Genomic DNA, 24,030 nt, shown 5'->3' with positions numbered 1-24,030 from the left:
CAACCAGTAGTGTTTTGGTGGCGAAAAGAAGTGCGGCCGGGGATATCGGTCGCTTTCTCCGATGACGATGCGGGCAACCTTGCACTGCACGTGGCGGACAATCCTGACGATGTCATGGCACGCCGGGCCCGGCTGGAAGCATCAGCCGGGCTCGGCGAACGCCATTTCCAATTCATGAACCAGGTCCACGGAAAAACCGTCGCGTTTATTTCCGCGCACGGGGAGGGACCGACGGCCGACGCCATGGTGTCCACGGGGCAGCCGCTCGCTGTCATGGTGGCCGACTGTGTCCCTATCGTGCTGTTGGGCGAAGTGCCCCACGAACCCAACGGAACGACCCCTGTCCTTGCTGTGGTCCACGCCGGCCGGCCCGGAGTTGCTGCGGACATCGTTTCGGCCACCATCACTGAAATGCGAGGCCACGGCGCGGCGAGCATCAGCGCCTGGGTGGGTCCTTCCATCTGCGGCGAATGCTACGAAGTTCCGGAACAATTGCGGGCAGACGTAGCTGCGGTCGTCCCCGAAACCTGGTCCACCACGTCGTGGGGCACGCCCGCGCTGGATCTGCCCGCCGGCGTGCGCGCACAGCTGGAAGCACTCGACGTCACGGTCGAGTACGCGGGGGAGTGCACGCTGGAAACCCCGCAGCTTTACTCGTACCGGCGCAGTCAGCAAACAGGCCGTTTTGCGGGGTTGGTGTGGACGCATGAGTGAGACTTTCCCAACAGCGGAAAGTGCAGCCGGCGATCCGCGGACCGCAGAATTGCGCGAACGGCTCGCAGCGGTCCGCCAACGGATTTCGGCGGCCACCCATGCTGCCGGGCGCAGCGAAGAGCCGCAACTTATCGTTGTCAGCAAGTTCCATCCCGCAGCGGATGTCGCCCGGCTGGCGGCACTCGGCGTGACGGACGTCGGTGAGAACCGGGACCAGGAAGCGGCAGCGAAGTCTGCCGAACTTGCAGGGCTTCCGATGCGTTGGCACTTTATCGGCCAGCTCCAAGGCAACAAGGCCAAGTCCGTGGTCAAGTACGCGTACTCTGTGCAATCAGTCGACCGTCCGCAACTTGTCGAGGCCCTGGCCAAGGCTATGGCGCGGCAACAATCCGAGTCCGGCCGGGCGGACCTTGACTGCTACATCCAGGTCAGTCTTGAGGACGACGGCGGTGCCCACCGCGGGGGCGCCGCCCCGTCCGACGTCGAGCGCCTCGCCGAATCCATCACTGCCGCCTCCGGGCTGCGCCTGGCAGGGGTGATGGCGGTCGCGCCGCTCGGGGCGCCTCCGGAAGGGGCGTTCGAGAAACTGGCCGTCGTTTCACAAGAGCTGAGCGGACTGCATCCGGACGCTGTGGCGATATCCGCCGGAATGAGCCAGGACCTCGAAGCCGCGATTCAATTTGGTGCGACACACCTGCGAATTGGTTCCGATATTCTCGGTTCGCGTCCGCGGGTGGGGTAGCGTCGGAGTATTGGAAGCGACGGGCCGGGATTTCAGCTATGTCAAGTCATGGGCGGCCCGCCTACTGCAGACACGATAGGAGTCCAGCATGGCTGGCGCACTGCGCAAGACAATGGTTTATCTTGGGCTCGCCGATGGCGATGAACACTACGAGTCTGAGCAGCACGAGCAGCACACCGATGATGACCGGTCCGTCGACCGCGATCGTGAAGAACGCCGCGCCCCTGCACCTGTACGTGAAGTAGTCCGTGAAGTCCCCCCTGTCGCCGAAGAGGAATACCGCGCACCCGTGACACCTATCAAGCGTGCGGCATCCAGCCGCGAAGACGCCTCCGGGCTGAGGCAAATCACCACCGTCCATCCCCGCTCCTACAACGACGCCAAGATCATCGGCGAAAGTTTCAGGGACGGCATCCCGGTGATCATGAACGTCACCGATATGGGTGAGGGCGATGCGAAGCGCCTTGTCGATTTTTCCGCCGGGCTGGTCTTCGGACTCCACGGCAGCATTGAGCGCGTCACCAGTAAGGTTTTCCTGTTGTCGCCGTCGTACGTCGAAGTCCTTGGCGACGACAAGAAGGTCAGCGAAGCCCAAGCGACCTTCTTCAACCAGAGCTAGCGCAGTCGTCCCAGATGCCAGGCAGAGCGATCTGCCTGGCATCTGTGTTGCAATAGAGGGACTGACCGAGAAAAGTGGCGAACTAGGAGATCTGAGCTAACACGTGGGCATAGTTTTCGGCCTTTTGTACATTGCATTGCTGCTGTTCCTGGTCTCCCTCATCATCAGGCTGGTATTTGATCTGGTGCAGATGTTTGCGCGCCAGTGGCGGCCCCGTGGCGCTGCGCTGGTGGCCGCGCACGTGGTCTATTCTGTGACTGATCCGCCCTTGAAACGGATCCGCCGGCTGATCCCACCGCTGCAGCTTGGCGGGGTGTCCCTTGACCTGGCATTTCTTATCGTGTTTATTGTCGTCAGCATCGCGATGGGATTTGTCTACTCGCTGGCGTAGCTTTTCCGCAGGCCAATGCCGTCGATCTGTTTCTTCGGCTGGGGGCTGCAATCCTCCGACCCAACACGATGGTGTTGAATTGGGGGAATCAGATGATATTTAGGTACCGTAGTTTTGAACGGCCGGAAGGCCTACTGACTAACTAGACCAACGAGGTGACCAGATGGCTTTGACGCCAGAAGACGTTGTCAACAAGCGCTTTCAGCCGACCAAGTTCCGCGAAGGCTACGACCAGGACGAGGTCGATGACTTCCTCGACGAAATCGTCGTCGAGCTGAGGCGCTTGAACCAAGAGAACGACGAGCTGCGCAAGAAGCTCGCCGAAAGCGGAAACGCGGTCCCTGCCAGCGCAGCATCGGCACCCGTGGTCGAAAAGGTGCCCGCACCGGTGAAGGCCGACAAGGACGCACAGGCCAAGGCGGAAGCCGAAGCAAAGGCGGCCGAAGCCGACAAGAAGAAGCCGGCCGCTCCGGCTGCCCAGGCCGCACCCTCTGCCAGCTCTGTGTCTGCCGAGTCCGCAGCAGGCTTGCTGGCCATGGCGCAGCAGATGCACGACAAGCACGTCGCTGATGGTCAGCAGCAGAAGGAAAAGATCATCGCCGAGGCACAGATCGAAGCCTCCAGCCTTGTGAACGACGCGCAGGACAAGTCCCGCAAGATCCTCGGTGCCCTCGAGCAGCAGCGCAGCGTCCTCGAACGCAAGGTGGAGCAGCTCCGCGGCTTCGAGCGCGACTACCGCTCACGGCTGAAGGCCTACATCGAAGGCCAGCTGCGTGACCTGGATGCCCGCGGTTCAGTTGCCGCCCCTGAGGTCGGCGAAGCCGCCGCAGAGGTCTAGCAAGTATTCTGAAAGCCGGTGGCTGGGGATTCCTCGGCCGCCGGCTTTCGCCTGTTAAGGCGCCAGAAGCCACGGTTACCGAATGAAAGTACTATGAGCGACGAACAAATCGACGGCACCGAGCCAACCAACAGCAGCGTGGAGCCGGTCCGCCTCAAAGCCCGCACACGGCGTCCAGCACTTCTTTGGGTCTTTGCGGGCTTCGCCGTGTTCGCGTACGCCTTCGACCAACTGACCAAACTCTGGGTCACCAGCACCATGGTCGAGGGCGAACGGACCTCGGTGCTCCCTCCGCTCCTGCACTGGTACTACATCCGAAACTCCGGCGCTGCGTTCTCCATCGGTGAAAACGTCACGTGGGTCTTCACGATCGTCATGGCGGCCGTTTCGGTGGCGATTCTTGTCCAAGTGCGTCGATTGGGCTCGGCCTGGTGGTCGCTGGCACTCGGCCTGCTGCTCGGCGGGGCGCTCGGAAACCTCACCGATCGGCTTTTCCGGGAGCCTTCCTTTGCAATGGGCCACGTGGTGGACTTCATCCAGTTGCCCAACTTCGCCATCTTCAATATCGCCGACTCGGCAGTGGTTTCCGGCGTCGTGATCATCTGCCTGTTGACCTTGCGGGGGATTGGCCTGGACGGCTCCCGCCACCACTCGTCCGGTTCACCGCGGGCCAAGACCGGCACTCCTGAGGATGGGGGCTCCGGCGATGTCTGAGCAGTTCGTGGTGCCCGAAGAGCTCGGCGGCGCCAGGGCCGATGCCGGCCTGGCGAGACTGATGGATATTTCCCGCTCCGCGGCCGCCCTCCTGATCGCCGAAGGCAACGTCACTGTCGCCGCCGGCACGGTGGGCAAATCGGCGAAACTCGTTGCCGGGTCTGTCCTGCAAGTCACCATTCCCGAACGCAGGGATCCCTTGGAAGTCGTGGAGGAAGTCGTGGAAGGCCTGAATATCCTGTTGGACGATGACGACTTTGTTGTCATCGACAAGCCTGTTGGCGTGGCTGCGCACCCGTCGCCGGGTTGGGTGGGCCCTACCGTGGTCGGCGGTCTTGCCGGCGCCGGATACCGGATTTCAACGTCCGGCGCGCCTGAACGGGCCGGCATCGTCCACCGCCTCGACGTCGGGACGTCGGGCGTCATGGTAGTGGCGAAGACCGAACACGCATACGCGGTGCTCAAACGGGCCTTCAAGGAACGCACAGTGGACAAGGTGTACCACGCCGTCGTCCAAGGCCTGCCGGATCCGCTGGAAGGCACCATAGACGCGCCCATCGGGCGCCACCCGGGGCATGATTGGCGCTTTGCGGTGATCGAGGATGGCCGGCCCTCGGTGACGCACTACGAAGTCCTCGAGGCGTATGGCAAAGCGAGCCTCGTGGAAGTCCACCTTGAGACAGGCCGGACACACCAGATCAGGGTCCATTTCTCGGCCCTCAGGCACCCCTGCGCGGGGGACCTGACTTATGGCGCGGACCCGCGTCTGGCTGCCAACCTGGGACTCACCCGGCAGTGGTTGCATGCGCGCCGGCTTGGCTTCAACCATCCCCGGACCGGCGAATGGGTGGAGGTCACCAGCCAGTATCCAGCGGACCTCCGGTATGCCCTGGAACTTCTTGAAAGCGGCAACGCGTAGCGGGATCCACGCTTCCAGCGCGCCACTCCAACCGCGCGGGCCCTGCCGGTAGACTGTCGTGGTGACTCCCAGCAATGACTCGTTCGTCCATCTGCATACCCACACCGAATACTCCATGCTGGATGGTGCGGCGCGCCTTACTGAATTGTTCGATGAGACCGAGCGGCTGGGGATGCCTGCCTTGGCCACGACGGATCACGGTTACCTGTTCGGTGCGTTCGATTTCTGGAAGAAGGCAACGGACAAGGGCATCAAGCCGATTATCGGCGTCGAAGCCTATGTCACGCCGGGCACGGCGCGCGGGGACAAGGAGCGCGTCCGCTGGGGGGAAGAGAGCCAGCGCAAGGATGACGTCTCCGGTGGCGGTTCCTACACCCATATGACGCTGCTGAGCTACAACAACGTCGGCATGCGCAATCTGTTCCGGGCATCCTCGATTGCTTCCCTCGACTCGGTGTTCGGAAAATGGCCCCGCTTGGACCGGGAGTTGCTCAATACCTATTCCGAAGGCCTGATCGCCACCACCGGTTGCCCTTCCGGTGAAGTCCAGACCCGCCTTCGCCTCGGTCAATACCGGGAGGCACTGGCTGCGGCTTCTGAATTCCGCGACATCTTCGGTGCCGAAAACTACTTCTGCGAACTGATGGACCACGGGCTGGACATCGAGCGGCGGGTGACGGGAGATCTGCTGCGGCTGGCCAAGGAACTGAAGCTTCCCCTGGTGGCCACCAACGACCTTCACTACACCCATGAACACGACGCGAAGGCCCATGAGGCCTTGTTGGCGATCCAGTCGGGCTCTACCCTCCTGGAACCCACCTATGACAACGGCGGCTCACGATTCGCCTTCTCCGGGAGCGGCTACTACTTGAAGTCGCCGCAGGAGATGCGGGAGCTGTTCCGCGACCACCCGGAGGCCTGCGACAACACCCTGCTCATCGCAGAGCGCTGTGAAGTGTCATTCAACACAGGCGCGAACTACATGCCCCGGTTCCCTTGCCCGCCCGGCGAGGACGAGACGTCCTGGCTCGTCAAGGAAGTAGCCAAGGGACTGGATTACCGCTATCCCCAGGGCGTCCCGGACAAGGTGCGCAAGCAAGCGGACTATGAGCTCGACGTGATCACGTCCATGGGGTTCCCGGGCTACTTCCTGGTGGTGGCCGACTTCATCAACTGGGCCAAGAACAACGGGATCCGGGTAGGCCCGGGCCGTGGTTCCGGTGCGGGCTCCATGGTGGCCTATGCCATGCGCATCACTGACCTCGACCCGCTGGAACATGGCCTGATTTTCGAGCGCTTCCTCAACCCGGACCGCGTGTCCATGCCCGACTTCGACGTCGACTTCGATGATCGTCGCCGCTCCGAGGTCATCGACTACGTCACCCGGAAGTACGGCGACGAGCGCGTGGCCATGATTGTCACCTACGGCACCATCAAGACCAAGCAGGCGCTCAAGGACTCCTCCCGCGTGCTCGGCTACCCGTTCAGCATGGGTGAACAGCTCACCAAGGCCCTGCCGCCGGCAGTGATGGCCAAGGACATCCCGTTGGCGGACATCCAGAACCCGGAGGCCAAGCGCTATGGCGAGGCGGGAGACTTCCGCCAACTGATCAGCACCGACCCGGAGGCCGCCAAGGTCTTCGAGACCGCGCTGGGCATTGAGGGGCTGAAGCGGCAGTGGGGCGTGCATGCCGCTGGTGTCATCATGTCCTCGGACCCCATCATCGACGTGATTCCGATCATGCGCCGTATCCAGGACGGCCAGGTCATCACGCAGTTCGACTACCCGACGTCCGAAGGCCTTGGCCTGATCAAGATGGACTTCCTCGGCCTGAGGAACCTGACGATCATTTCCGACGCCCTGGAAAACATCAAAATGAACCGCGGCGTGGACCTCGATCTTGAGCATCTGGCCCTGGACGACCAGGCGTCGTACGAGCTGCTGGCGCGCGGGGACACCTTGGGCGTCTTCCAGCTCGACGGCGGGCCCATGCGGTCCCTGCTCAAGCTCATGAAGCCCGACAACTTCGAAGACATTTCCGCAGTGCTGGCGCTGTACCGGCCGGGCCCCATGGGCGCCAACGCGCACACGGACTACGCGCTCCGCAAGAACAAAATCCAAGAGGTCATCCCGATCCACCCGGAGCTCGAGGAGCCGCTCGCCGAAATCCTGGGCGGAACGTACGGGTTGATCGTGTACCAGGAGCAGGTCATGGCCGTGGCCCAGAAGCTGGCCGGCTACTCACTGGGCCAAGCCGATATCCTGCGCCGCGCCATGGGCAAGAAGAAGAAATCCGAACTGGACAAGCAGTTTGCCGGGTTCTCGCAGGGCATGCAGGACAACGGCTACTCCATGGATGCCGTGAAAACCTTGTGGGACATCCTGCTCCCGTTCTCCGACTACGCCTTCAACAAGGCGCACTCGGCCGCGTACGGGGTCATCTCCTACTGGACCGCGTACCTGAAGGCCCACTACGCCCCCGAATACATGGCGGCGCTGCTCACATCGGTGGGGGACGACAAGGACAAATCGGCCATCTACCTCAATGAGTGCCGGCGCATGGGCATTACGGTACTGCCGCCGGACGTCAACGAATCGAGCCTCAACTTCACGCCTGTAGGAACTGACATCCGCTTCGGGATGGGGGCCATCCGCAACGTTGGCGTCAACGTGGTCGAGGCCATGGTGGCTGCCCGGGCGAGCGAGGGCGCCTACACCTCCTTCAAGGACTTCCTCATGAAGGTTCCGGCGGTCGTGTGCAACAAGCGCACCATCGAATCCCTCATCAAGGCCGGCGCGTTCGATTCCCTCGGCCATCACCGCCGGGCATTGGCCATGATCCACGAAGAAGCGATCGACTCTGTCATCACGCTCAAACGCAATGAGGCGATCGGGCAGTTCGATCTCTTCGCCGGATTCGAGGACCAGGAGCCGCAGGCCTCCCTGAGCACCGAGATCCCGGACCTGCCTGAGTGGGAGAAGAAGGACAAGCTCGCCTTCGAGCGGGACATGCTTGGCCTCTATGTCTCGGACCACCCCCTGCAAGGGCTCGAAGGTGTATTGAGCCAGCATGCGGAGCAGTCGATCACCTCGATCCTGGGAGAAGACGGACCGCACGACGGCGCCATCGTCACCGTTGCGGGCATGATCACCTCGCTCAGCCGCAGGATTGCGAAAGCAAGCGGCAACGCCTACGCGCGGGCGGAGATCGAAGACCTCGGGGCGTCCATCGAGGTCATGTTCTTCGGCCAGGTCTACGGCCCCATCGCTTCGGTCCTCGCGGAGGACCTGATCGTGGTGGTCAAGGGCCGCCTCCAGCGGCGCGACGACGGTGCGGTCACCTTGAACTGCATGGAGCTCTCGGTCCCGGACCTGAGCGAGGGCACCAACGGTCCCTTGGTCATCACAATGCCCACCTACAAGGCGACCGAGGCCGTGGTCACCGATCTTCGCGATGTTTTGACCACCCACCGGGGAAACTCCGAGGTCAGGCTCCACTTGCAGGGTGACTCCAAGGTCGAGGTCATGGGCCTGCCGGTGCACTTGCGCGTGAACCCCACCCCATCGCTTTTCGGTGACCTCAAGGTCCTTCTCGGCCCGACCTGCCTGGATAGTTGATTGGGCTAGATTTCATAGTCGAGCGGAACCGGCTGGCCATAGGTGCCCGAGTGGTACAGCAGTGGCGTGTCATCCTCGCCGACCAGTCCGTCGACCACCTCCACCACCACGATCGCGTTGTTTTCGAAGGACAGGCGCATCTGGATCTTGCCGATCAACCAGCCGGCGACGTTCTTCAGGATGGGGACACCGAACGGGCCCGGCTCCCAGTGGTCGCCTTCAAAGCGTTCCTGGGTGCGGGCGAAGCGGTCAGCGAGGGCCTGGTTCTCGAGCCCCAGCATGTGCAGGCCGATGTACGTCGAATTAGCTACCGCCGGCCAGGAACTGGAACTCCGGGACATGTTGAACGTGAAGCGCGGGGGCTCGGCGGACAGCGAAGCCACCGATGTCGCGGTGAAACCGAACGGCTTGCCGTTGAGCTCGGCGGTGATGATGGCCACCCCTGCGGCATGCCGGCGGAACATTTGTTTGAAAGTTCCTTCAAAAGCCGAATTGTCCGAAGCCACTTTGCCGATCTCCTGCGTGAGCTATTGGTGATAACGCTGGTGGATCCAGCGTATTCCCTGCTCGCCGGGGCGCCTGCTCATTGGGCATACAGAAACGTTTGTTAATGTTTGTGTCATGACCAAGCCAACACGGAACCTTCTTGACGCCGGTCCCACCCGGGACACTGACTTGGACACCGGCACCGGCACGGGCACGGGCAGTCGGGACCGCAAGTTGTGGCTATGGATTGCGGTGCCCGCAGCCTCGGGCATTGGGTTGGGCCTGGCCTGGTGGCTGTTGGCTCCGGGCGGCCTCAACGTGATCTCCGGAAATCCCGCCCTCGCCGATCCGACAGCCTCGGCAGGCCGGCTTCCGAGGGACTTGGTCCTCGCGGGGCTTCTGCTGCTTTCCGGCTGCTTCACGGCAGTCCTGCTCGACAGCAAGGTCATGAAACCGGGGAGCGGCATACGCACGGTCCTGGCGATCCTGGGTGGTGCCGTGGGGGCCTTGGTGGCCTGGCAGGTGGGCCTGCTGGCAGCCCAGTGGTGGGGTCCTGGCTCAAACGGAAATGAAGGCTTCTCCTTGCGGGCGGTGGCGGCACTTTTGCTGTGGCCGGGAGCGACAGCCCTCGTGACCTTCCTCCTGACTCTTTTCGGCTTGATGGGAAAGCAGCCCGATGCACCGCCGCGCGCCCCGTAAAATGATCTGGTGACCACTTCTCCGGAGAACACTGCCGACACCGCCGCCCAGTCCCTGGACCTCCGCCGCATTGACTTGCGCGGACGGACCCTGACCTTGGCGGAGCTGCGCGCCGTGGTGCCCCGGGCGAAGCATCAGACTGCTGCGGACGCCGAGCAAAAAGTCCTGGACATCATCGCCGCCGTCCGCTCCCGCGGCTTCGAAGCGCTTGGTGAGTTCGCGTTGGCGTTCGACGGCGTCGAACAGTCCCACCCCCGCGTGCCGGCTGCCGCACTTGCCGAAGCCCTCGAGAATTTGGACCCGTCCGTCCGGGCGGCCTTGGAAGAGTCCATCAGCCGTGCCCGGCGTTTTGCGGACGGCCAGCGGCCCGCGAACGTGCAGGTGGAACTGGGGGACGGTGCCGTCGTCAGCCAGAACTGGGTGCCGGTGGGCCGCGTCGGGCTGTATGTTCCCGGAGGACTGGCCGTCTACCCGTCCTCGGTGATCATGAACGTTGTTCCGGCGCTTGCGGCCGGCGTCGCCTCGATTGCTCTGGCTTCCCCGCCCCAGAAGGACTTCGGTGGCTTGCCCCACCCCACTATCCTGGCCGCAGCCGCTTTGCTGGGAATTGACGAGGTCTATGCCATCGGAGGTGCCCAGGCGATTGTTTCCTTTGCCTACGGCATTCCCGGAACCGGTGATGATCAGCCCATCGAGCCCGTGGACGTTGTGACCGGACCCGGAAACATCTTCGTGGCCACCGCCAAGCGGCTTGTGAAAGGCGTGGTGGGGATCGACTCGGAGGCCGGAACCACCGAGATCGCCATCCTCGCTGATGCTACGGCCCGCCCCGAGCTCGTGGCCGCGGACCTCATCAGCCAGGCTGAGCACGACCCCAAGGCGGCGTCTGTCCTGATCACCGATTCCGAGCAGCTCGCCTCGGCCGTGCAGCGGGAGCTCGCGGTGCAGGCGGGAACCACGAAGCATGGCGAACGGGTCTCCACGGCATTGTCCGGCCCGCAGTCAGGCGTGGTGCTTGTCGACGATCTCGAACAGGGCATCGCGGTGTGCGATGCGTACGCTGCGGAGCACTTGGAAATCATGACGGCGGACGCAGGCGCTGTCGCCACGAGGATCCGCAACGCGGGCGCGATTTTCGTGGGGGACTACAGCCCGGTGAGCCTCGGGGACTATTGCGCGGGCTCCAACCACGTTTTGCCCACGAGCGGTACCGCGGCCTTCTCCTCCGGCCTGAACGTGACGACATTCCTGCGCGCCGTCCAGGTGATCGACTACAACAAGGCTGCCTTGGAACAAGTCAGCAAGCACATCGTGAGCCTCGCCGACGCCGAAGACCTTCCCGGCCACGGCGATGCCGTGAAGATTCGTTTCGCAGGCGCCTGACCACTACATGTATGGGTAACAACCACTACATATAGTAATTACAGTCTTGTTATTAGGCCTCACATAGTCGTAAACTGGTGCCGGAAGTCAAACTTCCGGCACCTTTTGCGTTCCCGGCGACGCCGCGTGGACAGGCTGCCGGAGCCGAGCAGGGGAGGCCCAGCGTGTATTGTCCGTTCTGCCGAAACCCCGACTCACGCGTTGTGGACAGTCGGATGGCCGACGACGGCTCAGCCATCCGCCGTCGCCGCCAATGCCCCGAATGCGGACGCCGTTTCACAACCGTGGAGACCACCAGTCTTTCCGTCATCAAGCGTTCAGGCGTGGGAGAACCCTTCAGCCGGATCAAGATCATCAACGGCGTTCGCAAGGCCTGCCAGGGCCGTCCCGTGACCGAAGACGACCTCGCGATGCTGGCCCAGGAAGTCGAGGAAAATATCCGTTCCTCCGGTGCGGCTGAAATCGACGCACACGAGGTCGGTTTGGCCATCCTTGGCCCACTCCAGAAACTGGACGAGGTCGCCTACCTGCGTTTCGCCAGTGTCTATCAGGCCTTCGAATCGCTTGAGGACTTCGAATCTGCCATCTCGCTGCTCCGTCACGAGGCCCAAAACGCAGCGGCGGAGAATGCGGCGAAGATCGCCAAGGGCAAGAGCTCCGAGAAGAGCCCCATCTAGCTCCGGTGGTGGCAGCGGAGGGGAAGCCGCTGCCACCACCGGCACCACCCGCTACTTGGCGAGCTTGTGGTGGAGGGCAACGTCAAGCGCGGCGCCCACGATCCCGGCGTCGTTCTTCAGTTCAGCCGTGACGATGCGGGTCCGCAATTTCAAGTGGGGGAAGTATTCGTCCGAACGCTTCGAAATACCGCCGCCAATGATGAAGAGTTCGGGGGAGAACAGGAACTCCACGTGGGAGAGATAGCGCTGCAGCAGTACGCTGTATTCTTCCCAGCTCAACCCGTCGCGTTCACGCGCGACGGCGGAGGCCTTCGTTTCGGCGTCGTGGCCGTCCACTTCGAGGTGGCCTAGCTCGGCGTTGGGCACGAGGTGTCCGTTGAAGATGAAGGCCGATCCGATGCCTGTGCCGAGTGTGATGACCAGGACCGTACCGTTTACCCCTTCGCCCGCGCCGTAGCGGGCTTCGGCGAGTCCGGCGGCGTCGGCGTCGTTGATGACCTCGACCGGACGGTCAAGGCGCTTGGTGAGCAGCGAATCAATGTCGGTATCGAGCCAGGACTTGTCTACGTTGGCGGCCGAGCGAACCACGCCGTGCTGGATGATTCCGGGGAACGTGACGCCCACCGGCGAGCCCTTGGCCGGAGCATCCTCACGGGCCGACAATTCGTGGACGATCTGCGCGATCACTTCGGCGACGGCCTCGGGAGTGGCGGGCTGCGGGGTGGGAATGCGGAGACGGTCGCCGATCAGCTTGCCCTTCTTGAGATCGACGATGCCGCCCTTGATACCCGTGCCACCGACGTCGATGCCGATCAGGGGGCCGTTCTTGTGGATCTTCTCATCCTTCTTGGTCAATGCGTTTCCGTTCATGGCAGGAGGGGTGGGCATGTCGCAGCACGAACGGCTGCAGGCGACCTTCCGGAGAGCTTAGGGAAGAGTCAGGATTTCGGCGCCGGTCTCGGTGACCAACAGGGTGTGTTCAAATTGTGCCGTCCGCTTGTGGTCGCGGGTGACAACGGTCCAATCATCGGGCCACATGTCCCACTCGATCGTTCCGAGAGTGAGCATGGGTTCGATCGTGAAGACCATGCCGGCCTCAATCACGGTGTTGTAGGCCGGCGCGGCGTCGTAGTGGGGGATGATCAGGCCCGTGTGGAAGGCCTCGCCGACGCCATGGCCGGTGAAGTCCCGGACCACGCCGTAGCCGAATCGTTTCGCGTAGGACTGGATCGCCCGGCCGATGACATTGATTTCCCGGCCCGGGGCTACGGCCTTGATGGCCCGGTTGAGCGACTCCTGGGTACGTTCAACCAGAAGCCGGGACTCTTCGTCTACGTCTCCCACCAGGAAGGTGTAGTTGGTGTCTCCATGGACGCCGTTGATAAAGGCCGTGATGTCGATGTTCAGGATGTCGCCGTCCTGCACCACCGTGCTGTCCGGAATGCCGTGGCAGATCACTTCGTTGAGCGAGGAGCACAAGGACTTGGGGAAGCCACGGTAGCCAAGCGTTGACGGGTAGGCATGGTGGTCCAGGATGAACTCGTGGCCGATCCGGTCCAACTGGTCCGTGGTGACGCCCGGTTCGATGTGCTTGCCTACCTCAACGATTGCCTGGGCCGCAATTTTGCTGGCGATGCGGATCTTCTCGATGGTTTCCGCTGACTTGACCTCTGAGCCGGTGAACTTGGCCGGTCCTGGCTTGCCGACATACTCCGGGCGGGGGATGGATGCCGGCACAGGCAGCTGTGGGCTGACGGTTCCACGGGTGAGCGTGCCAATGGGTGCGGTCAGAGCGGGAGAAGGCATAGATTGATCATATAAGGGACGCACGAGACGCAAGTAACTGTGCAGTTAAAAGTATCGAGCGATTAAGAGTATCGAGCAGTTAGAGTATTGGCCCGCGCGAAGGGCAACCGGCCCCGCCGAGGTTACGGCGGGAATTGCAAAGGAGAGACCGTGGCAGAGTTCTGGTACAACGTTCAGACGCACCAAATCGAAGAGGACGCGTTGTCCGACTGGAGCCAGCTCATCGGTCCGTACAAGACCCGCGAGGAAGCGGAGCACGCCCTGGAAAAGGTCAAAGCCCGTAACGAAGCGTGGGACAAAGACGACGAGGACTAGCGGCGACGAGGGCCGGTTCCGGTCCTAGAAAGAGTGTTCCGGGCCGGGGAACTGGCCGGACCTGACATCGTCGGCGTATGCCTTCGCCGCGTCGCTCAGCGTGGTTCGCAGATCCGCGTATTGCTTGACGAACTTGGCCATCTTGCCGCCGCGCAGTCCGGCCATGTCCTGCCACACCAGAACCTGTCCCGTGGTCGCGTTGCCTGCGCCGATTCCGATGGTGGGCACCTCGATAGCGGCGTCGACGGCGGCCGCGGTGTCCGCGGGAACCATCTCCATGAGCACGCAGAACGCTCCGGCATTTGCGAGGGCGACGGCGTCTTCGACCAGGCGCGCGGCGTCATCGCCGCGCCCCTGGACCCGGTAGCCGCCCAGCGAGTGTTCGCTCTGGGGCGTGAACCCGATGTGCGCCATCACGGGAATGCCCGCCTGCACCATGGCCCTTACGGTTCCCGCATAAAACGCGCCGCCTTCGATCTTGACGGCGTGGGCCAAGCCTTCCTTCAGGAAGCGAACACCCGTGGCCACCGCTTGCTCCGTCGAAACTTCATAGCTGCCGAAGGGAAGATCGGCCACTATCAGGGCGCGCTTGGCGGACCGGGCCACCGCGCGGCACAGGGGGAGGAGTTCGTCGACGGTCACAGGGAGGCTGGTTTCATTCCCAAAGACATTGTTGGACGCCGAATCGCCGATCAGCAGGACCTCGATGCCGGCCTGGTCGAAAATTTCAGCCGTGTATTGCTCGTAGGCCGTCAGCATTGCGAAGCGCTCACCCTTGGCCTTGGCCTGTTGAAGGTGATGGGTGCGGATCCGGCCTGCGGGCTTCGGCGTTGAAGCGTCCGGCGACCCTCCGGAACCTGCAGCGGCAGGTCCGGTTCCGTAAGGCGCAGGAATTTCGGCGGGCATGCTGGAATCGGAACTGTTGCTTGGGGCCATGAATAGAGCGTATGCGGTACCGGCCGTCCTAGCCACCGGCCCATGACGAGCCTCACATTTGTAAACCCTGTGTTACGCGAACCGCGGTGCAGCCATTCCGTGCCAATGCTTAGTAGAGTGAATGCTGAGTTGTCGTCGGCTTCAACCTCGAATCGGCGGCATGGACGTTGACCCGGAAATGAGGCCCCATGGACCGCCAGCAAGAGTTCGTTCTGCGAACTATCGAAGAGCGTGATGTGCGCTTCGTACGCTTGTGGTTTACCGACGTCGTCGGTTCGCTGAAATCGGTGGCACTTGCACCGGCAGAAGTGGAAGGCGCCTTCGAAGAAGGCCTGGGCTTCGATGGCTCGGCGATCGAGGGCCTCGCCAGGGTTTTCGAGTCCGACATGCTGGCCCAGCCCGATCCCTCCACTTTCCAGATCCTTCCGTGGCGCGGTGAAACCGAGCAGACCTCGAGGATGTTCTGCGACATTCTGACCCCGGACGGCGAGCCATCGGCCGCCGATCCCCGGAACGTGCTCAAGCGCACCCTCGCCAAGGCCGCCGACATGGGATTTACCTGCTACACGCATCCCGAAATCGAGTTCTACCTCCTCAAGTCCCAGGACCTCGACGCCAACGGAGTTCCTGTTCCCGTTGACGAGGGCGGCTACTTCGACCACGTTCCCGGTGGCGTAGCGCAGGACTTCCGCCGCACGGCCGTCACCATGCTTGAATCCGTGGGCATCTCCGTGGAGTTCAGCCACCACGAGGGCGGCCCCGGCCAGAACGAGATCGACCTGCGCTACGCGGACGCCCTCCAGACCGCGGACAACATCATGACTTTCCGCACGGTCATCAAGGAAGTGGCCCTGCAGCAGGGCACCTACGCCACGTTCATGCCCAAGCCATTCACCGATCACCCGGGTTCAGGCATGCACACGCACTTCTCGCTGTTCGAGGGCGACACCAATGCCTTCTACGAGGCCGGCGCTGAATTCCAGTTGTCCAAGACCGCACGCCAGTTCATTGCGGGTATCCTCCACCATGCGCCGGAATTCACCGCCGTCACCAACCAATTCGTCAACTCGTACAAGCGTCTTTGGGGCGGCGGCGAAGCGCCCAGCTACCTGAGCTGGGGCCACAATAACCGATCGGCGCTGGTCCGCGTGCCGCTCTACAAGCCGGGCAAGGGCCAGTCCGCGCGGATCGAATACCGCGGGATCGACTCGGCCACCAACCCGTACCTCGCCTACGCCGTGTTGCTCGGGGCCGGGCTCAAGGGGATCGAGGAAGGCTACGACCTTCCGGCTGCCGCGGAAGACGATGTCTGGTCGCTGACCTCCGCCGAGCGCAAGGCGATGGGTCACACGCCGCTGCCGGCCAGCCTTCACGACGCCATCCGCGCCATGGAGGATTCGGAACTCGTGGCGGACATCCTGGGCGAGCAGGTCTTCGACCATTTCCTGCGCAACAAGCGTGCGGAATGGCAGGACTACCGGCTCCAGGTCACCCCCTACGAGCTCAAGCGCAATCTCGGCATTCTCTAGGCCGTGAGTGTGAGCCTGGCCCGCCGGCTCATCTCGGCCGGCTTCAGCGACCTTGAAAAGGGCGAACGGTTCCTTGCTGCGCGTGAACTCGACGGCATCGACCAGGACACGATTTTTGCCGGCCTGCATCTGAGCGCAAACCCGGACACCGCGCTCCAGTCGCTGGTCCGTTTGATTGAGAAGCATCCCTCACTCAGGCAGCTTGCGGGGGAACACCCGGATCGCAGTGAGCCGCTTTACCGCTTGCTGGGAGCGTCCGAGGCCTTGGGGGAGTTCCTGATCAGGCATCCGGAGCATCTGGACGTCTTCGACGTCCGCGTCAGTCCGGAGCCCTTGTCCGCCGACGCCGGTGAGCTGCGGACGAAGCTGCTCCGGTCGGTGAAGGCCGACCCCAGCTCTCCCCGTCCCGTTGCCGCCATGACGGGAGCTGCGGCTTACACCGCCCTCCGGACCGCTTACCGGCGCGGGCTCACCGAACTGGCCATCAAGGATCTCTGCGCCGCCAGCCCCCAGGACTTCATGCCCGCCGTCGGCGCCGAACTGGCCGATCTCGCCGGTGCGGCCATAGAAGCCGCACTGGCGGTCGCCAGGGCGGAAGCCGCGGCGACTTTCGATCCCGCCGATGTTGCCGGCGTCGGCCTGGCCGTCATCGGCATGGGCAAATGCGGTGCCCGCGAGCTCAACTACATTTCCGACGTCGACGTCATTTACGTGATCGAGGCCCCGGACCTGGAAGATGCCGAGGCTGCGACCATCGGCACAGCCCTGGCCGCCGGGATCTCGCGGGCCATTTCATCCACGGGGTCCGAACCCGGTTTGTGGGAGGTCGATGCGAACCTGCGGCCCGAGGGGAAATCCGGGCCCCTCGTCAGGACGTTGCCCTCGCACTTGAGCTACTACGCGAAGTGGGCCGAAAGCTGGGAGTTCCAGGCGCTCCTCAAGGCCCGGACCATTGCAGGGGACAGGGACCTGGGCTCGCGCTACGAGCAAGCCGTCCAGCCGCTCGTCTGGGCTTCGGCCGGCCGGGAAGGTTTCGTGGAATCGGTCCAGGCGATGCGCCGCAGGGTGACGAACAACATCGCTCCGGCCGAAGAACAGCGCCAAATCAAACTGGGTCCCGGCGGCCTGCGCGATGTCGAGTTCACGGTCCAGCTGCTGCAACTCGTCCACGGAAGGTCCGATGAAACGCTCCGTTGCAGGGATACGACGTCGGCAATAGCCGCCCTCTCCGCGGGTGGCTACATCGGCCGGGTGGATGCGGCTGCCTTCGACGCCGCCTATCGCTACCTGAGGGTTCTTGAACACCGCATCCAGTTGTTCCAGATGCGTCGTACCCACCTCATGCCTACGAGCCAGGAGTCGTTGCGTTTCCTTGCGAAGGCCGTCTTGGGCCCCTTCTCCACCGGTCGCCCGCATCCGGATGCACTGATCGAAACCTGGCAGAAGACCAAACGGTCCGTTCGCGAACTGCACGATCGGATCTTCTACCGGCCACTGCTCAACACGGCCGCGAAATTGAGTACCGAAGACGCCCGGCTCACTCCCGAAGCGGCCCAAGGCCGCCTGGCAGCACTCGGTTACCGCGACCCGCAAGGCGCCATGCGCCACATCGAAGCCCTTACGGCAGGGGTCAGCCGCCGCGCCGCCTTGCAGCGGCAACTGCTTCCCATCCTGCTCGGTTGGCTCGCCGAAGGAGTAGACCCCGACGCCGGACTGCTCGCCTTCCGCCGCGTCAGCGAAGCCCTCGGAACCACCCATTGGTATCTCGGAATGCTCCGGGACTCCCAAGCGGCGGCCGAGCGGCTTTGCCACGTGCTCTCCAACTCACGGCTGATTGCGGACCTCTTGGAAGTATCTCCGGAATCCGTTGCCTGGCTTGGTTCCGACAAAGACCTCATGCCGCTTAGCTTCGAAGCCCAGTGGCAGGAAATCCAGTCCAAGATGTCGCGCCATGCGGAGCCCGCAAGTGCGATGCGTCTCATCCGGCTCATCAGGCGCCGGGAAATCCTGCGGATAGCCATCGCGGACAGTTCCGGCCTCCTCGAACAGGACGCAGTGGGCGCGGCGTTGGCCGACGCCGACCGCGCTGCGGTTCTGGGCGCCCTGCACGTCGCCGAGTCCATCGTTGCCTCGGACGGGCCCCTCAAGACGCAGGTGCTGGTGGTTGCCATGGGCAGGCAAGGCGGACGCGAGATCGGCTACGGTTCGGATGCCGATGTCATGTACGTCCATCGCGCCCTTCCGGGCGCGAGTGAATCCGAAGCCCAGCAGCAAGCCCTTGCCATCGTGGGGCACCTTTCCGCGTTGCTGACCCAACCCCTCAAACCGGCGATCCTGGCGGAGCGGGTCCTGGCCGTCGACGCTGATCTTCGCCCCGAGGGGAAAAACGGGGCCATGGTCAGATCCCTCGAGTCCTATGCGGAGTATTACCGGCGATGGTCCCTCGTCTGGGAGGCCCAGGCGCTGTTGCGGGCCCAGCCGATGGCCGGCAGCGACGACTTGGCCGCGGAGTTCCTCCGCCTGATCAACCCGATCCGCTACCCGCAATCGCTCGATGAGAGCGACGTACGGGAGATTCGACGCGTCAAGGCGCGGGTTGAGTCGGAACGGCTCCCGAGAGGCGCCGATCCGGCCAGGCATGTAAAGCTCGGCAGGGGCGGCCTCAGCGACGTCGAGTGGCTTGTGCAGCTGCTGCAGCTCCAACATGCCGGGAAGCACCCCCGACTCCGGACAACTTCCACCCTGCAGGCCCTCGACGCGATTGAATCGCTGGGCCTGATCGCCAAGGGTGATGTCGTGTTGCTTCGCAAAGCCTGGTGGCTCGCAAGCCGAATCCGCTCGGCGAATGTGATCTGCACCGGGCGGGCCTCCGACGTCCTTCCTGCCTCCCGAAGGGACCTGGAGGCCGTTGCGAGGTGGTGCGGCTATGCTCCGGGGCAAGCCGCGGTGTTCGAAGAAGACTATCTACGCTTGAGCCGGCGGACCCGCGCCGTGTTTGAGAAGGACTTCTACGGCCAGTGAGCCCCAACCCCGCGCCCTGTGGAGGCAGCTAAGCTCGGAGGATGCTTGAAACCGTGTGGCTTGTTCCCCTGAAGGATCTCGACGAAGACGCCCGCGCCATCACGTTGGGGGACGTCGCAACAATGGGGCTGGCCGCCGGGCAGGAAGACTTCGTCGGAGACCCGTTCAAGATGATGCTCATGGGCCTTGAAGACGAAAGCCGCCTGCCATATGTGATCGAAGCCGCCGGTGCGGCCGTTGGAGTCTTCACCTTGCAGGCGGGGGCCGCGACCTTGGCAGGATGGCCCGACGACCATTCCGCTTGGCTCTTGCGTGGATTCCTGATCGACCAGGCGAGCCAGGGGAGGGGCCTGGGCTCATTGTCGGCTGCCGCCGCTGCCCGGGAAGCGCGGAACCTGACCGCGAGGCTGGGCGGCGGTCAGGCCGGCGTCGTGCTTTCCGTCAACGAACGCAATCCAGCAGCCAAGGCCGCGTACGCAAGGGCGGGTTTTCTCCAGACCGGCAGGTACCTGGGTGGTTCCTCCGGCCCGCAATGGACGATGTACCGGGGTTTCGGCGAGTAGGCCGGGGGTCCTGCCGGAGCCCCGCTGAGCACCCTCGGGAGATACAATTTGGGGACATTGTGCATCTTCGATTCGACACAAGCCGTGGGCGTGTCGGCGGCTTCCGATTAGATTAGTAAGGATACTTACAGTAAGGTTACTCAGGTTTGCACACGATAAAAGGCAATCAGAATGTTTTCGACTGAAACGGAAGGTACATCATGAATGTCATCCTCGGAATCGTCGCGGTCATCGCGATTATCTTCTTTATTGTTGGCGGCATGGTAAAGGCGATGGGGTTCCTCCTCTGGGTTGCTCCGATACTGCTCGTCCTGGCGATCATCGTCTTCCTCTTCCGGATGATGAGCGGACGCCGCGGGGTGTAGCGAAATCGGGCTCCGGCCTCGGCAATCCGCCGGGGTGGCCTTTACAAAAAGGGCGGCTGTGTCTTGAGGGACACAGCCGTTCTTTTTTGCCCGTTGAACTTATTAGCGTGCGGAACGTTTAAAGCGAAAGGGCCACAGTTCACGAAATGAACTGTGGCCCCTCATTTGCCTCTTGCCGTAGTACTAGACGCCGTAGTAAAGCTCGAATTCGAACGGGTTCGGGCGCAGGGACAGCGGACGAATCTCGTTCTCGTACTTGTACTCGATCCAGGTGTCGATCAGGTCCTGGGTGAAGACGCCACCAGCCTGCAGGAACTCGTTGTCCTCGCGCAGAGCCTCAAGTGCTTCCTCAAGGGAACCCGGAGCCTTGGGGATGTCCTTGGCTTCCTCGGCGGGCAGTTCGTACAGGTCCTTGTCGATCGGAGCCGGGGGCTCGATGCGGTTGCGGATGCCGTCGATACCAGCCATGAGCTGGGCGGAGAACGCCAGGTACGGGTTGGACGCGGCGTCCGGGGCGCGGAACTCGATGCGCTTGGCCTTCGGGTTCGAGCCCGTGATCGGGATGCGGATACCGGCAGAGCGGTTGCCCTGCGAGTAGACCATGTTGACCGGAGCTTCGAAGCCCTTGACCAGTCGGCGGTAGGAGTTGACCGTCGGGTTGGTGAAGGCCAGCACGGCAGAGGAGTGCTTCAGCAGGCCGCCGATGTACCAGCGGGCAGTGTCGGACAGGCCGGCGTAGCCCTTCTCGTCGTAGAACAACGGCTCGCCGTTGCTCCAGAGGGACTGGTGGCAGTGCATACCCGAGCCGTTGTCACCGAAAATCGGCTTCGGCATGAAGGTCACGGACTTGCCGTACTCCCAAGCGGTGTTCTTGATGACGTACTTGAACTTCTGCAGGTCATCGGCAGCGTGCACCAGAGTGGTGAACTTGTAGTTGATCTCAGCTTGGCCTGCGGCGCCGACTTCGTGGTGCGAGCGCTCGACTTCGAGGCCGGCTTCGTCGAGGGCGATGCACATGGCGTCGCGGAGGTCAGCCTGGTGGTCTACAGGGGATACCGGGAAGTAGCCGCCCTTGAAGGGGGTCTTGTAACCGAGGTTTCCGCCTTCTTCTTCGCGGCTCGTGTTCCAAGGGGCTTCAATGGAGTCGACCTTGTAGAAGGAACCCTGCGGGGAGGATTCGAACTGGACGTTGTCGAAGACGTAGAACTCAGCTTCGGGAGCAAAGAATGCCGTGTCCGCAATGCCCGTGGAGGCCAGGTAGGCTTCAGCCTTTTCGGCAACGCCACGCGGGTCGCGGTGGTACGGGTCTCCCGTGCGGGGGTTCACGATGGAGAAGTTCAGTGCGAGGGTCTTCTCGATGCGGAAGGTATCGACGAAGGCCGTGGTCACGTCCGGAATAAGTTGCATATCGGACTCGGCGATGCCCTGGAAACCGCGGATGGAAGATCCGTCAAAGAGCTGGCCGTTGACAAAAAAGTCAGCGTCAACGCTCTTGGCCGGCACATTGAAGTGCTGCTGGACGCCCGGAAGATCGGTGAAGCGGATATCGACGAACTTAATGTCTTCGTCTTTGATGAACTTGAGGACTTCGTCCGCAGTCTTGAACATCTATGCTCCTAACGCATAACAGATAACAGGCCCTCGGGCCGTTTGGTCCAGCCCAAACCGAAAGCAGGGAAACAAAAAAGTATCCCTGATGCGGTGGCTAGCAACTTCTCCAACCATAGGGAAACGGGATTTCCCCGGAGTGTCGGTATTGTTTCGAGCAGGTTACGGAACTGCCTTCCGTGTAAACGCTACTGGTCTACTGCAGTGCCAGTCTATGTCTTACGTCCGTGTGTCAGTTTCCTTGTGAACACTGTGAACGATAAACCACCCGTACCCGGCGCCGTCGGGCATCCGACGGTGAAGCCGTAAGCTTGAAGTGTGGTTGATCGTAAAGATATTGGTTCATGGCTTACAGGGCCGGACACGTCCGGAATCTCCAAGTACCCGGGAGCACGGCTTGGCTTGCCCGAGTCCGGCCCCGGCTCCATCGCCCGGGCAGGCCGTCGTATCCTGGCAATCTGCATCGACTGGGTCATTGCATTGGCGATCAGCAACTTTGCCTTCGGTGGCAACCAGTGGGCAACCCTTGCGGTCTTTGCGGTGGAGCAGATCCTTCTCATCGGCACGCTGGGCTACAGCATCGGACACCGGGTCGCGGGCATCCACGTGGTACGGCTCGGAGGATCACAGGCCGGACCTTTGGCTGCCTTGGTCAGGACGATCCTCCTGTGCCTGGTGATTCCCGCGGTGGTTTTCGATCCTGACCAGCGCGGCATCCACGACAGGGCCATGAACACCGTTCTCATTCGTATGTGACTTTTACCCGGCAAATTTTACCGGGCAAAGAATTTTAGCGGACAAAAAAGCCGCCCGCCCCTGGAGATTCCAGGAGCGGGCGGCTTGCGTTTTCGTTAGCGTCCGCGTGCTGCCTTGCGGTCAGGGCGTGCCTTGTAGGGGTCGATGCCCTTGGGGATGGGGAGACGGTTACCTAGCGAAGAGATTCGCTTGCTGACAGCGCCGACCTCAACCTTGGTGAGCTCGTTCTTGTATTGGTTCATGGTCTTCGCGATCTTGCTGATGGGCACCTGGCCTTCGCCGCGGCCGCTTTCGATCACGTGAATAGTGACGTTTGGCAGGATACGCGAGAGCTTCTTGCGCTCCGCATCAATCAGGGGCTTGACGCGGTGCGAAGGTCCTTCGCTGACCAGCACGACGCCGGGACGGCCGATGGCGCGGAACACCGCGTCCTGGGTACGCGGGTTGACGGCGACCGGCTGGTCCTCCGTGATCCAGCCGCGGCGCAGGGTCCCCAAGGCCGCACCGGAAGCTCCGGGCTGGTTCTCGATTTGCGCGAAGGCCGCGCGCTCCGCGCGGCGCGAAAGGATGAAGACTGCTGCCAGCAGGCCCAAGGGGATGCCGATGATCAGGCCCGTGATCCAGTTGTTCAGGAGGAGCCCGACGATGAGGCTGACAGCAATGACGCCGAGGAACGCCAGCAGCATGAGCCACACGACGATCGGGTCATTGCGGCGGGTCATCTTGAAGACCTCGCCGATCTGCTTCAGCTGGCTCGGCTTCTTGGCCTTGGCTTCCTTGGGCTTGCGGGAAAACAAGCCGCGCTTGGGAGCGTCGGCAGCCGATGTTGTCGAGTTGCTGGAATCAGGGGATTTCGCCATAGTGCCTTAATTCTACGTGATTTATGCCAAAGGACCGGACGCCGGATTTGTCCGGGGTCCGGTCCTTTGACCGTGCTTTTACTGACGTGCTATGCGTGGTGTGCGAGGAGGGTGCGGGCTTCCTGGCGGGTGGTGCCGGAGTCCTGGATGCCCTCGGCGATGTGGGCCAGATGCTCCGGGATTTCGCGGCCTTTCTTGCGCATCGCGGTGGCCCAGAGGCGTCCGGCGCGGTAGGAGGAGCGGACCAGGGGGCCGGACATGACGCCGAGGAAGCCGATTTCCTCGGCTTCGGTGGCGAGGTCCACGAATTCCTGGGGTTTGACCCAGCGGTCCACGGGCAGGTGCCGTTCGGAGGGGCGCAGGTACTGGGTGATGGTGATCAGGTCGCAGCCGGCGGCGTGCAGATCGGCGAGGGCTTCGGAGATCTCTTCGCGGGTTTCGCCCATGCCCAGGATCAGGTTGGACTTGGT

23 protein-coding genes and 1 pseudogene are annotated in these 24,030 nt (G+C 62.8%); 17 read left to right on the top strand and 7 right to left on the bottom strand.

Translation table 11 applies throughout. The annotated features are described in order from the left end of the window. Positions 1 to 9: 9 nt before the first annotated feature. The 8 genes from J2S96_RS19215 to dnaE all read left to right on the top strand — a co-directional run bounded on the left by J2S96_RS19215 (position 10) and on the right by dnaE (position 8,556). Positions 10 to 714 (top strand): polyphenol oxidase family protein, encoded by a 705-nt coding sequence (locus J2S96_RS19215; protein ID WP_306867159.1) that lies wholly within the window; start codon positions 10 to 12, stop codon positions 712 to 714. After that, positions 707 to 1,456, top strand: coding sequence for a YggS family pyridoxal phosphate-dependent enzyme (locus J2S96_RS19210; protein ID WP_306867156.1), 750 nt, complete (start codon positions 707 to 709; stop codon positions 1,454 to 1,456). The genes J2S96_RS19215 and J2S96_RS19210 overlap by 8 nt, the downstream gene beginning before the upstream one ends. Positions 1,457 to 1,544: 88 nt before the next feature. Next, positions 1,545 to 2,075 carry a cell division protein SepF gene (locus tag J2S96_RS19205; RefSeq protein ID WP_306867154.1) on the top strand — a complete coding sequence of 177 codons (531 nt, stop codon included), beginning with the start codon at positions 1,545 to 1,547 and terminating at the stop codon, positions 2,073 to 2,075. A 103-nt stretch (positions 2,076 to 2,178) separates the two neighbouring features. Beyond that, positions 2,179 to 2,466, top strand: coding sequence for a YggT family protein (locus J2S96_RS19200; RefSeq protein WP_306867152.1), 288 nt, complete (start codon positions 2,179 to 2,181; stop codon positions 2,464 to 2,466). A 163-nt stretch (positions 2,467 to 2,629) separates the two neighbouring features. Then, positions 2,630 to 3,304, top strand: coding sequence for a DivIVA domain-containing protein (locus J2S96_RS19195; RefSeq protein WP_306867149.1), 675 nt, complete (start codon positions 2,630 to 2,632; stop codon positions 3,302 to 3,304). 93 nt (positions 3,305 to 3,397) lie between these two features. Then, positions 3,398 to 4,018 (top strand): signal peptidase II, encoded by a 621-nt coding sequence (lspA, locus tag J2S96_RS19190; protein WP_306867147.1) that lies wholly within the window; start codon positions 3,398 to 3,400, stop codon positions 4,016 to 4,018. Next, positions 4,011 to 4,937 (top strand): RluA family pseudouridine synthase, encoded by a 927-nt coding sequence (locus J2S96_RS19185; RefSeq protein WP_306867144.1) that lies wholly within the window; start codon positions 4,011 to 4,013, stop codon positions 4,935 to 4,937. Before lspA ends, J2S96_RS19185 begins: the two co-directional genes overlap by 8 nt. A gap of 61 nt (positions 4,938 to 4,998) precedes the next feature. Continuing rightward, complete coding sequence (gene dnaE / locus J2S96_RS19180; RefSeq protein ID WP_306867142.1) at positions 4,999 to 8,556, top strand: DNA polymerase III subunit alpha; 3,558 nt, start codon at positions 4,999 to 5,001, stop codon at positions 8,554 to 8,556. A 5-nt stretch (positions 8,557 to 8,561) separates the two neighbouring features. Here dnaE and J2S96_RS19175 read toward each other — a convergent pair whose 3' ends face one another. Continuing rightward, positions 8,562 to 9,020 (bottom strand): flavin reductase family protein, encoded by a 459-nt coding sequence (locus J2S96_RS19175; RefSeq protein ID WP_370873167.1) that lies wholly within the window; start codon positions 9,018 to 9,020, stop codon positions 8,562 to 8,564. A gap of 157 nt (positions 9,021 to 9,177) precedes the next feature. Here J2S96_RS19175 and J2S96_RS19170 point away from each other — a divergent pair, with 157 nt between their 5' ends. The 3 genes from J2S96_RS19170 (at position 9,178) to nrdR (ending at position 11,801) form a co-directional block, all read left to right on the top strand. Then, positions 9,178 to 9,741 (top strand): hypothetical protein, encoded by a 564-nt coding sequence (locus tag J2S96_RS19170; protein ID WP_306867136.1) that lies wholly within the window; start codon positions 9,178 to 9,180, stop codon positions 9,739 to 9,741. 9 nt (positions 9,742 to 9,750) lie between these two features. Continuing rightward, positions 9,751 to 11,124 carry a histidinol dehydrogenase gene (gene hisD / locus J2S96_RS19165; protein ID WP_306867134.1) on the top strand — a complete coding sequence of 458 codons (1,374 nt, stop codon included), beginning with the start codon at positions 9,751 to 9,753 and terminating at the stop codon, positions 11,122 to 11,124. A gap of 164 nt (positions 11,125 to 11,288) precedes the next feature. Continuing rightward, positions 11,289 to 11,801: a transcriptional regulator NrdR gene (gene nrdR / locus J2S96_RS19160; protein WP_306867132.1), complete on the top strand. Its 513-nt coding sequence runs from the start codon at positions 11,289 to 11,291 to the stop codon at positions 11,799 to 11,801. A gap of 51 nt (positions 11,802 to 11,852) precedes the next feature. On the opposite strand, the gene ppgK is transcribed toward nrdR, so the two are convergent. Together ppgK and map are read right to left on the bottom strand one after the other, a co-directional pair. Next, positions 11,853 to 12,656, bottom strand: coding sequence for a polyphosphate--glucose phosphotransferase (gene ppgK, locus J2S96_RS19155; protein WP_306867209.1), 804 nt, complete (start codon positions 12,654 to 12,656; stop codon positions 11,853 to 11,855). A 72-nt stretch (positions 12,657 to 12,728) separates the two neighbouring features. Next, positions 12,729 to 13,607, bottom strand: a complete 879-nt coding sequence (gene map, locus J2S96_RS19150) for a type I methionyl aminopeptidase (protein WP_306867129.1) — start codon at positions 13,605 to 13,607, stop codon at positions 12,729 to 12,731. 150 nt (positions 13,608 to 13,757) lie between these two features. On the opposite strand from map, the gene J2S96_RS19145 reads away from it, so the two are divergent. After that, on the top strand, positions 13,758 to 13,922 hold the full coding sequence (locus tag J2S96_RS19145; protein WP_234753867.1) for an SPOR domain-containing protein: 165 nt from the start codon (positions 13,758 to 13,760) through the stop codon (positions 13,920 to 13,922). Positions 13,923 to 13,946: 24 nt separating this feature from the next. Here the strand turns inward: J2S96_RS19145 and panB are convergent, their stop codons facing one another. Next, positions 13,947 to 14,858 (bottom strand): 3-methyl-2-oxobutanoate hydroxymethyltransferase, encoded by a 912-nt coding sequence (gene panB, locus J2S96_RS19140; RefSeq protein WP_306867125.1) that lies wholly within the window; start codon positions 14,856 to 14,858, stop codon positions 13,947 to 13,949. Positions 14,859 to 15,046: 188 nt separating this feature from the next. On the opposite strand from panB, the gene J2S96_RS19135 reads away from it, so the two are divergent. The 4 genes from J2S96_RS19135 (at position 15,047) to J2S96_RS19120 (ending at position 20,336) form a co-directional block, all read left to right on the top strand. Beyond that, complete coding sequence (locus J2S96_RS19135; protein WP_306867123.1) at positions 15,047 to 16,387, top strand: glutamine synthetase family protein; 1,341 nt, start codon at positions 15,047 to 15,049, stop codon at positions 16,385 to 16,387. 9 nt (positions 16,388 to 16,396) lie between these two features. After that, entirely contained in the window at positions 16,397 to 19,408 is a 3,012-nt protein-coding gene (locus J2S96_RS19130) for a bifunctional [glutamine synthetase] adenylyltransferase/[glutamine synthetase]-adenylyl-L-tyrosine phosphorylase (RefSeq protein WP_306867206.1), read from the top strand. Positions 19,409 to 19,449: 41 nt separating this feature from the next. Beyond that, complete coding sequence (locus tag J2S96_RS19125; RefSeq protein WP_306867121.1) at positions 19,450 to 19,971, top strand: GNAT family N-acetyltransferase; 522 nt, start codon at positions 19,450 to 19,452, stop codon at positions 19,969 to 19,971. A 200-nt stretch (positions 19,972 to 20,171) separates the two neighbouring features. After that, positions 20,172 to 20,336 carry a hypothetical protein gene (locus J2S96_RS19120; RefSeq protein ID WP_306867119.1) on the top strand — a complete coding sequence of 55 codons (165 nt, stop codon included), beginning with the start codon at positions 20,172 to 20,174 and terminating at the stop codon, positions 20,334 to 20,336. 183 nt (positions 20,337 to 20,519) lie between these two features. Here the strand turns inward: J2S96_RS19120 and glnA are convergent, their stop codons facing one another. Further along, a complete protein-coding gene (glnA, locus tag J2S96_RS19115; RefSeq protein WP_306867114.1) occupies positions 20,520 to 21,944 on the bottom strand; it encodes a type I glutamate--ammonia ligase in 1,425 nt (474 codons plus the stop codon). A gap of 318 nt (positions 21,945 to 22,262) precedes the next feature. Here glnA and J2S96_RS19110 point away from each other — a divergent pair, with 318 nt between their 5' ends. After that, a complete protein-coding gene (locus J2S96_RS19110) occupies positions 22,263 to 22,700 on the top strand; it encodes an RDD family protein (RefSeq protein WP_306867112.1) in 438 nt (145 codons plus the stop codon). 95 nt (positions 22,701 to 22,795) lie between these two features. Here J2S96_RS19110 and J2S96_RS19105 read toward each other — a convergent pair whose 3' ends face one another. Both J2S96_RS19105 and J2S96_RS19100 read right to left on the bottom strand, forming a co-directional pair. After that, the gene (locus J2S96_RS19105; RefSeq protein WP_306867108.1) at positions 22,796 to 23,560 is read right to left on the bottom strand and encodes a DUF4191 domain-containing protein; all 765 of its coding nucleotides are present in this window, start codon (positions 23,558 to 23,560) and stop codon (positions 22,796 to 22,798) included. 89 nt (positions 23,561 to 23,649) lie between these two features. Beyond that, positions 23,650 to 24,030, bottom strand: a pseudogene (locus tag J2S96_RS19100) (lipoyl synthase); the annotation flags it as partial.

It is taken from the genome of Arthrobacter bambusae (genome assembly GCF_030812595.1).
GTDB classification, from domain to species: Bacteria; Actinomycetota; Actinomycetes; order Actinomycetales; family Micrococcaceae; genus Arthrobacter; species Arthrobacter bambusae_B.
Note: the sequence above shows the minus strand (reverse complement) of the source record. Positions and strands in the feature narration are given on the sequence as shown.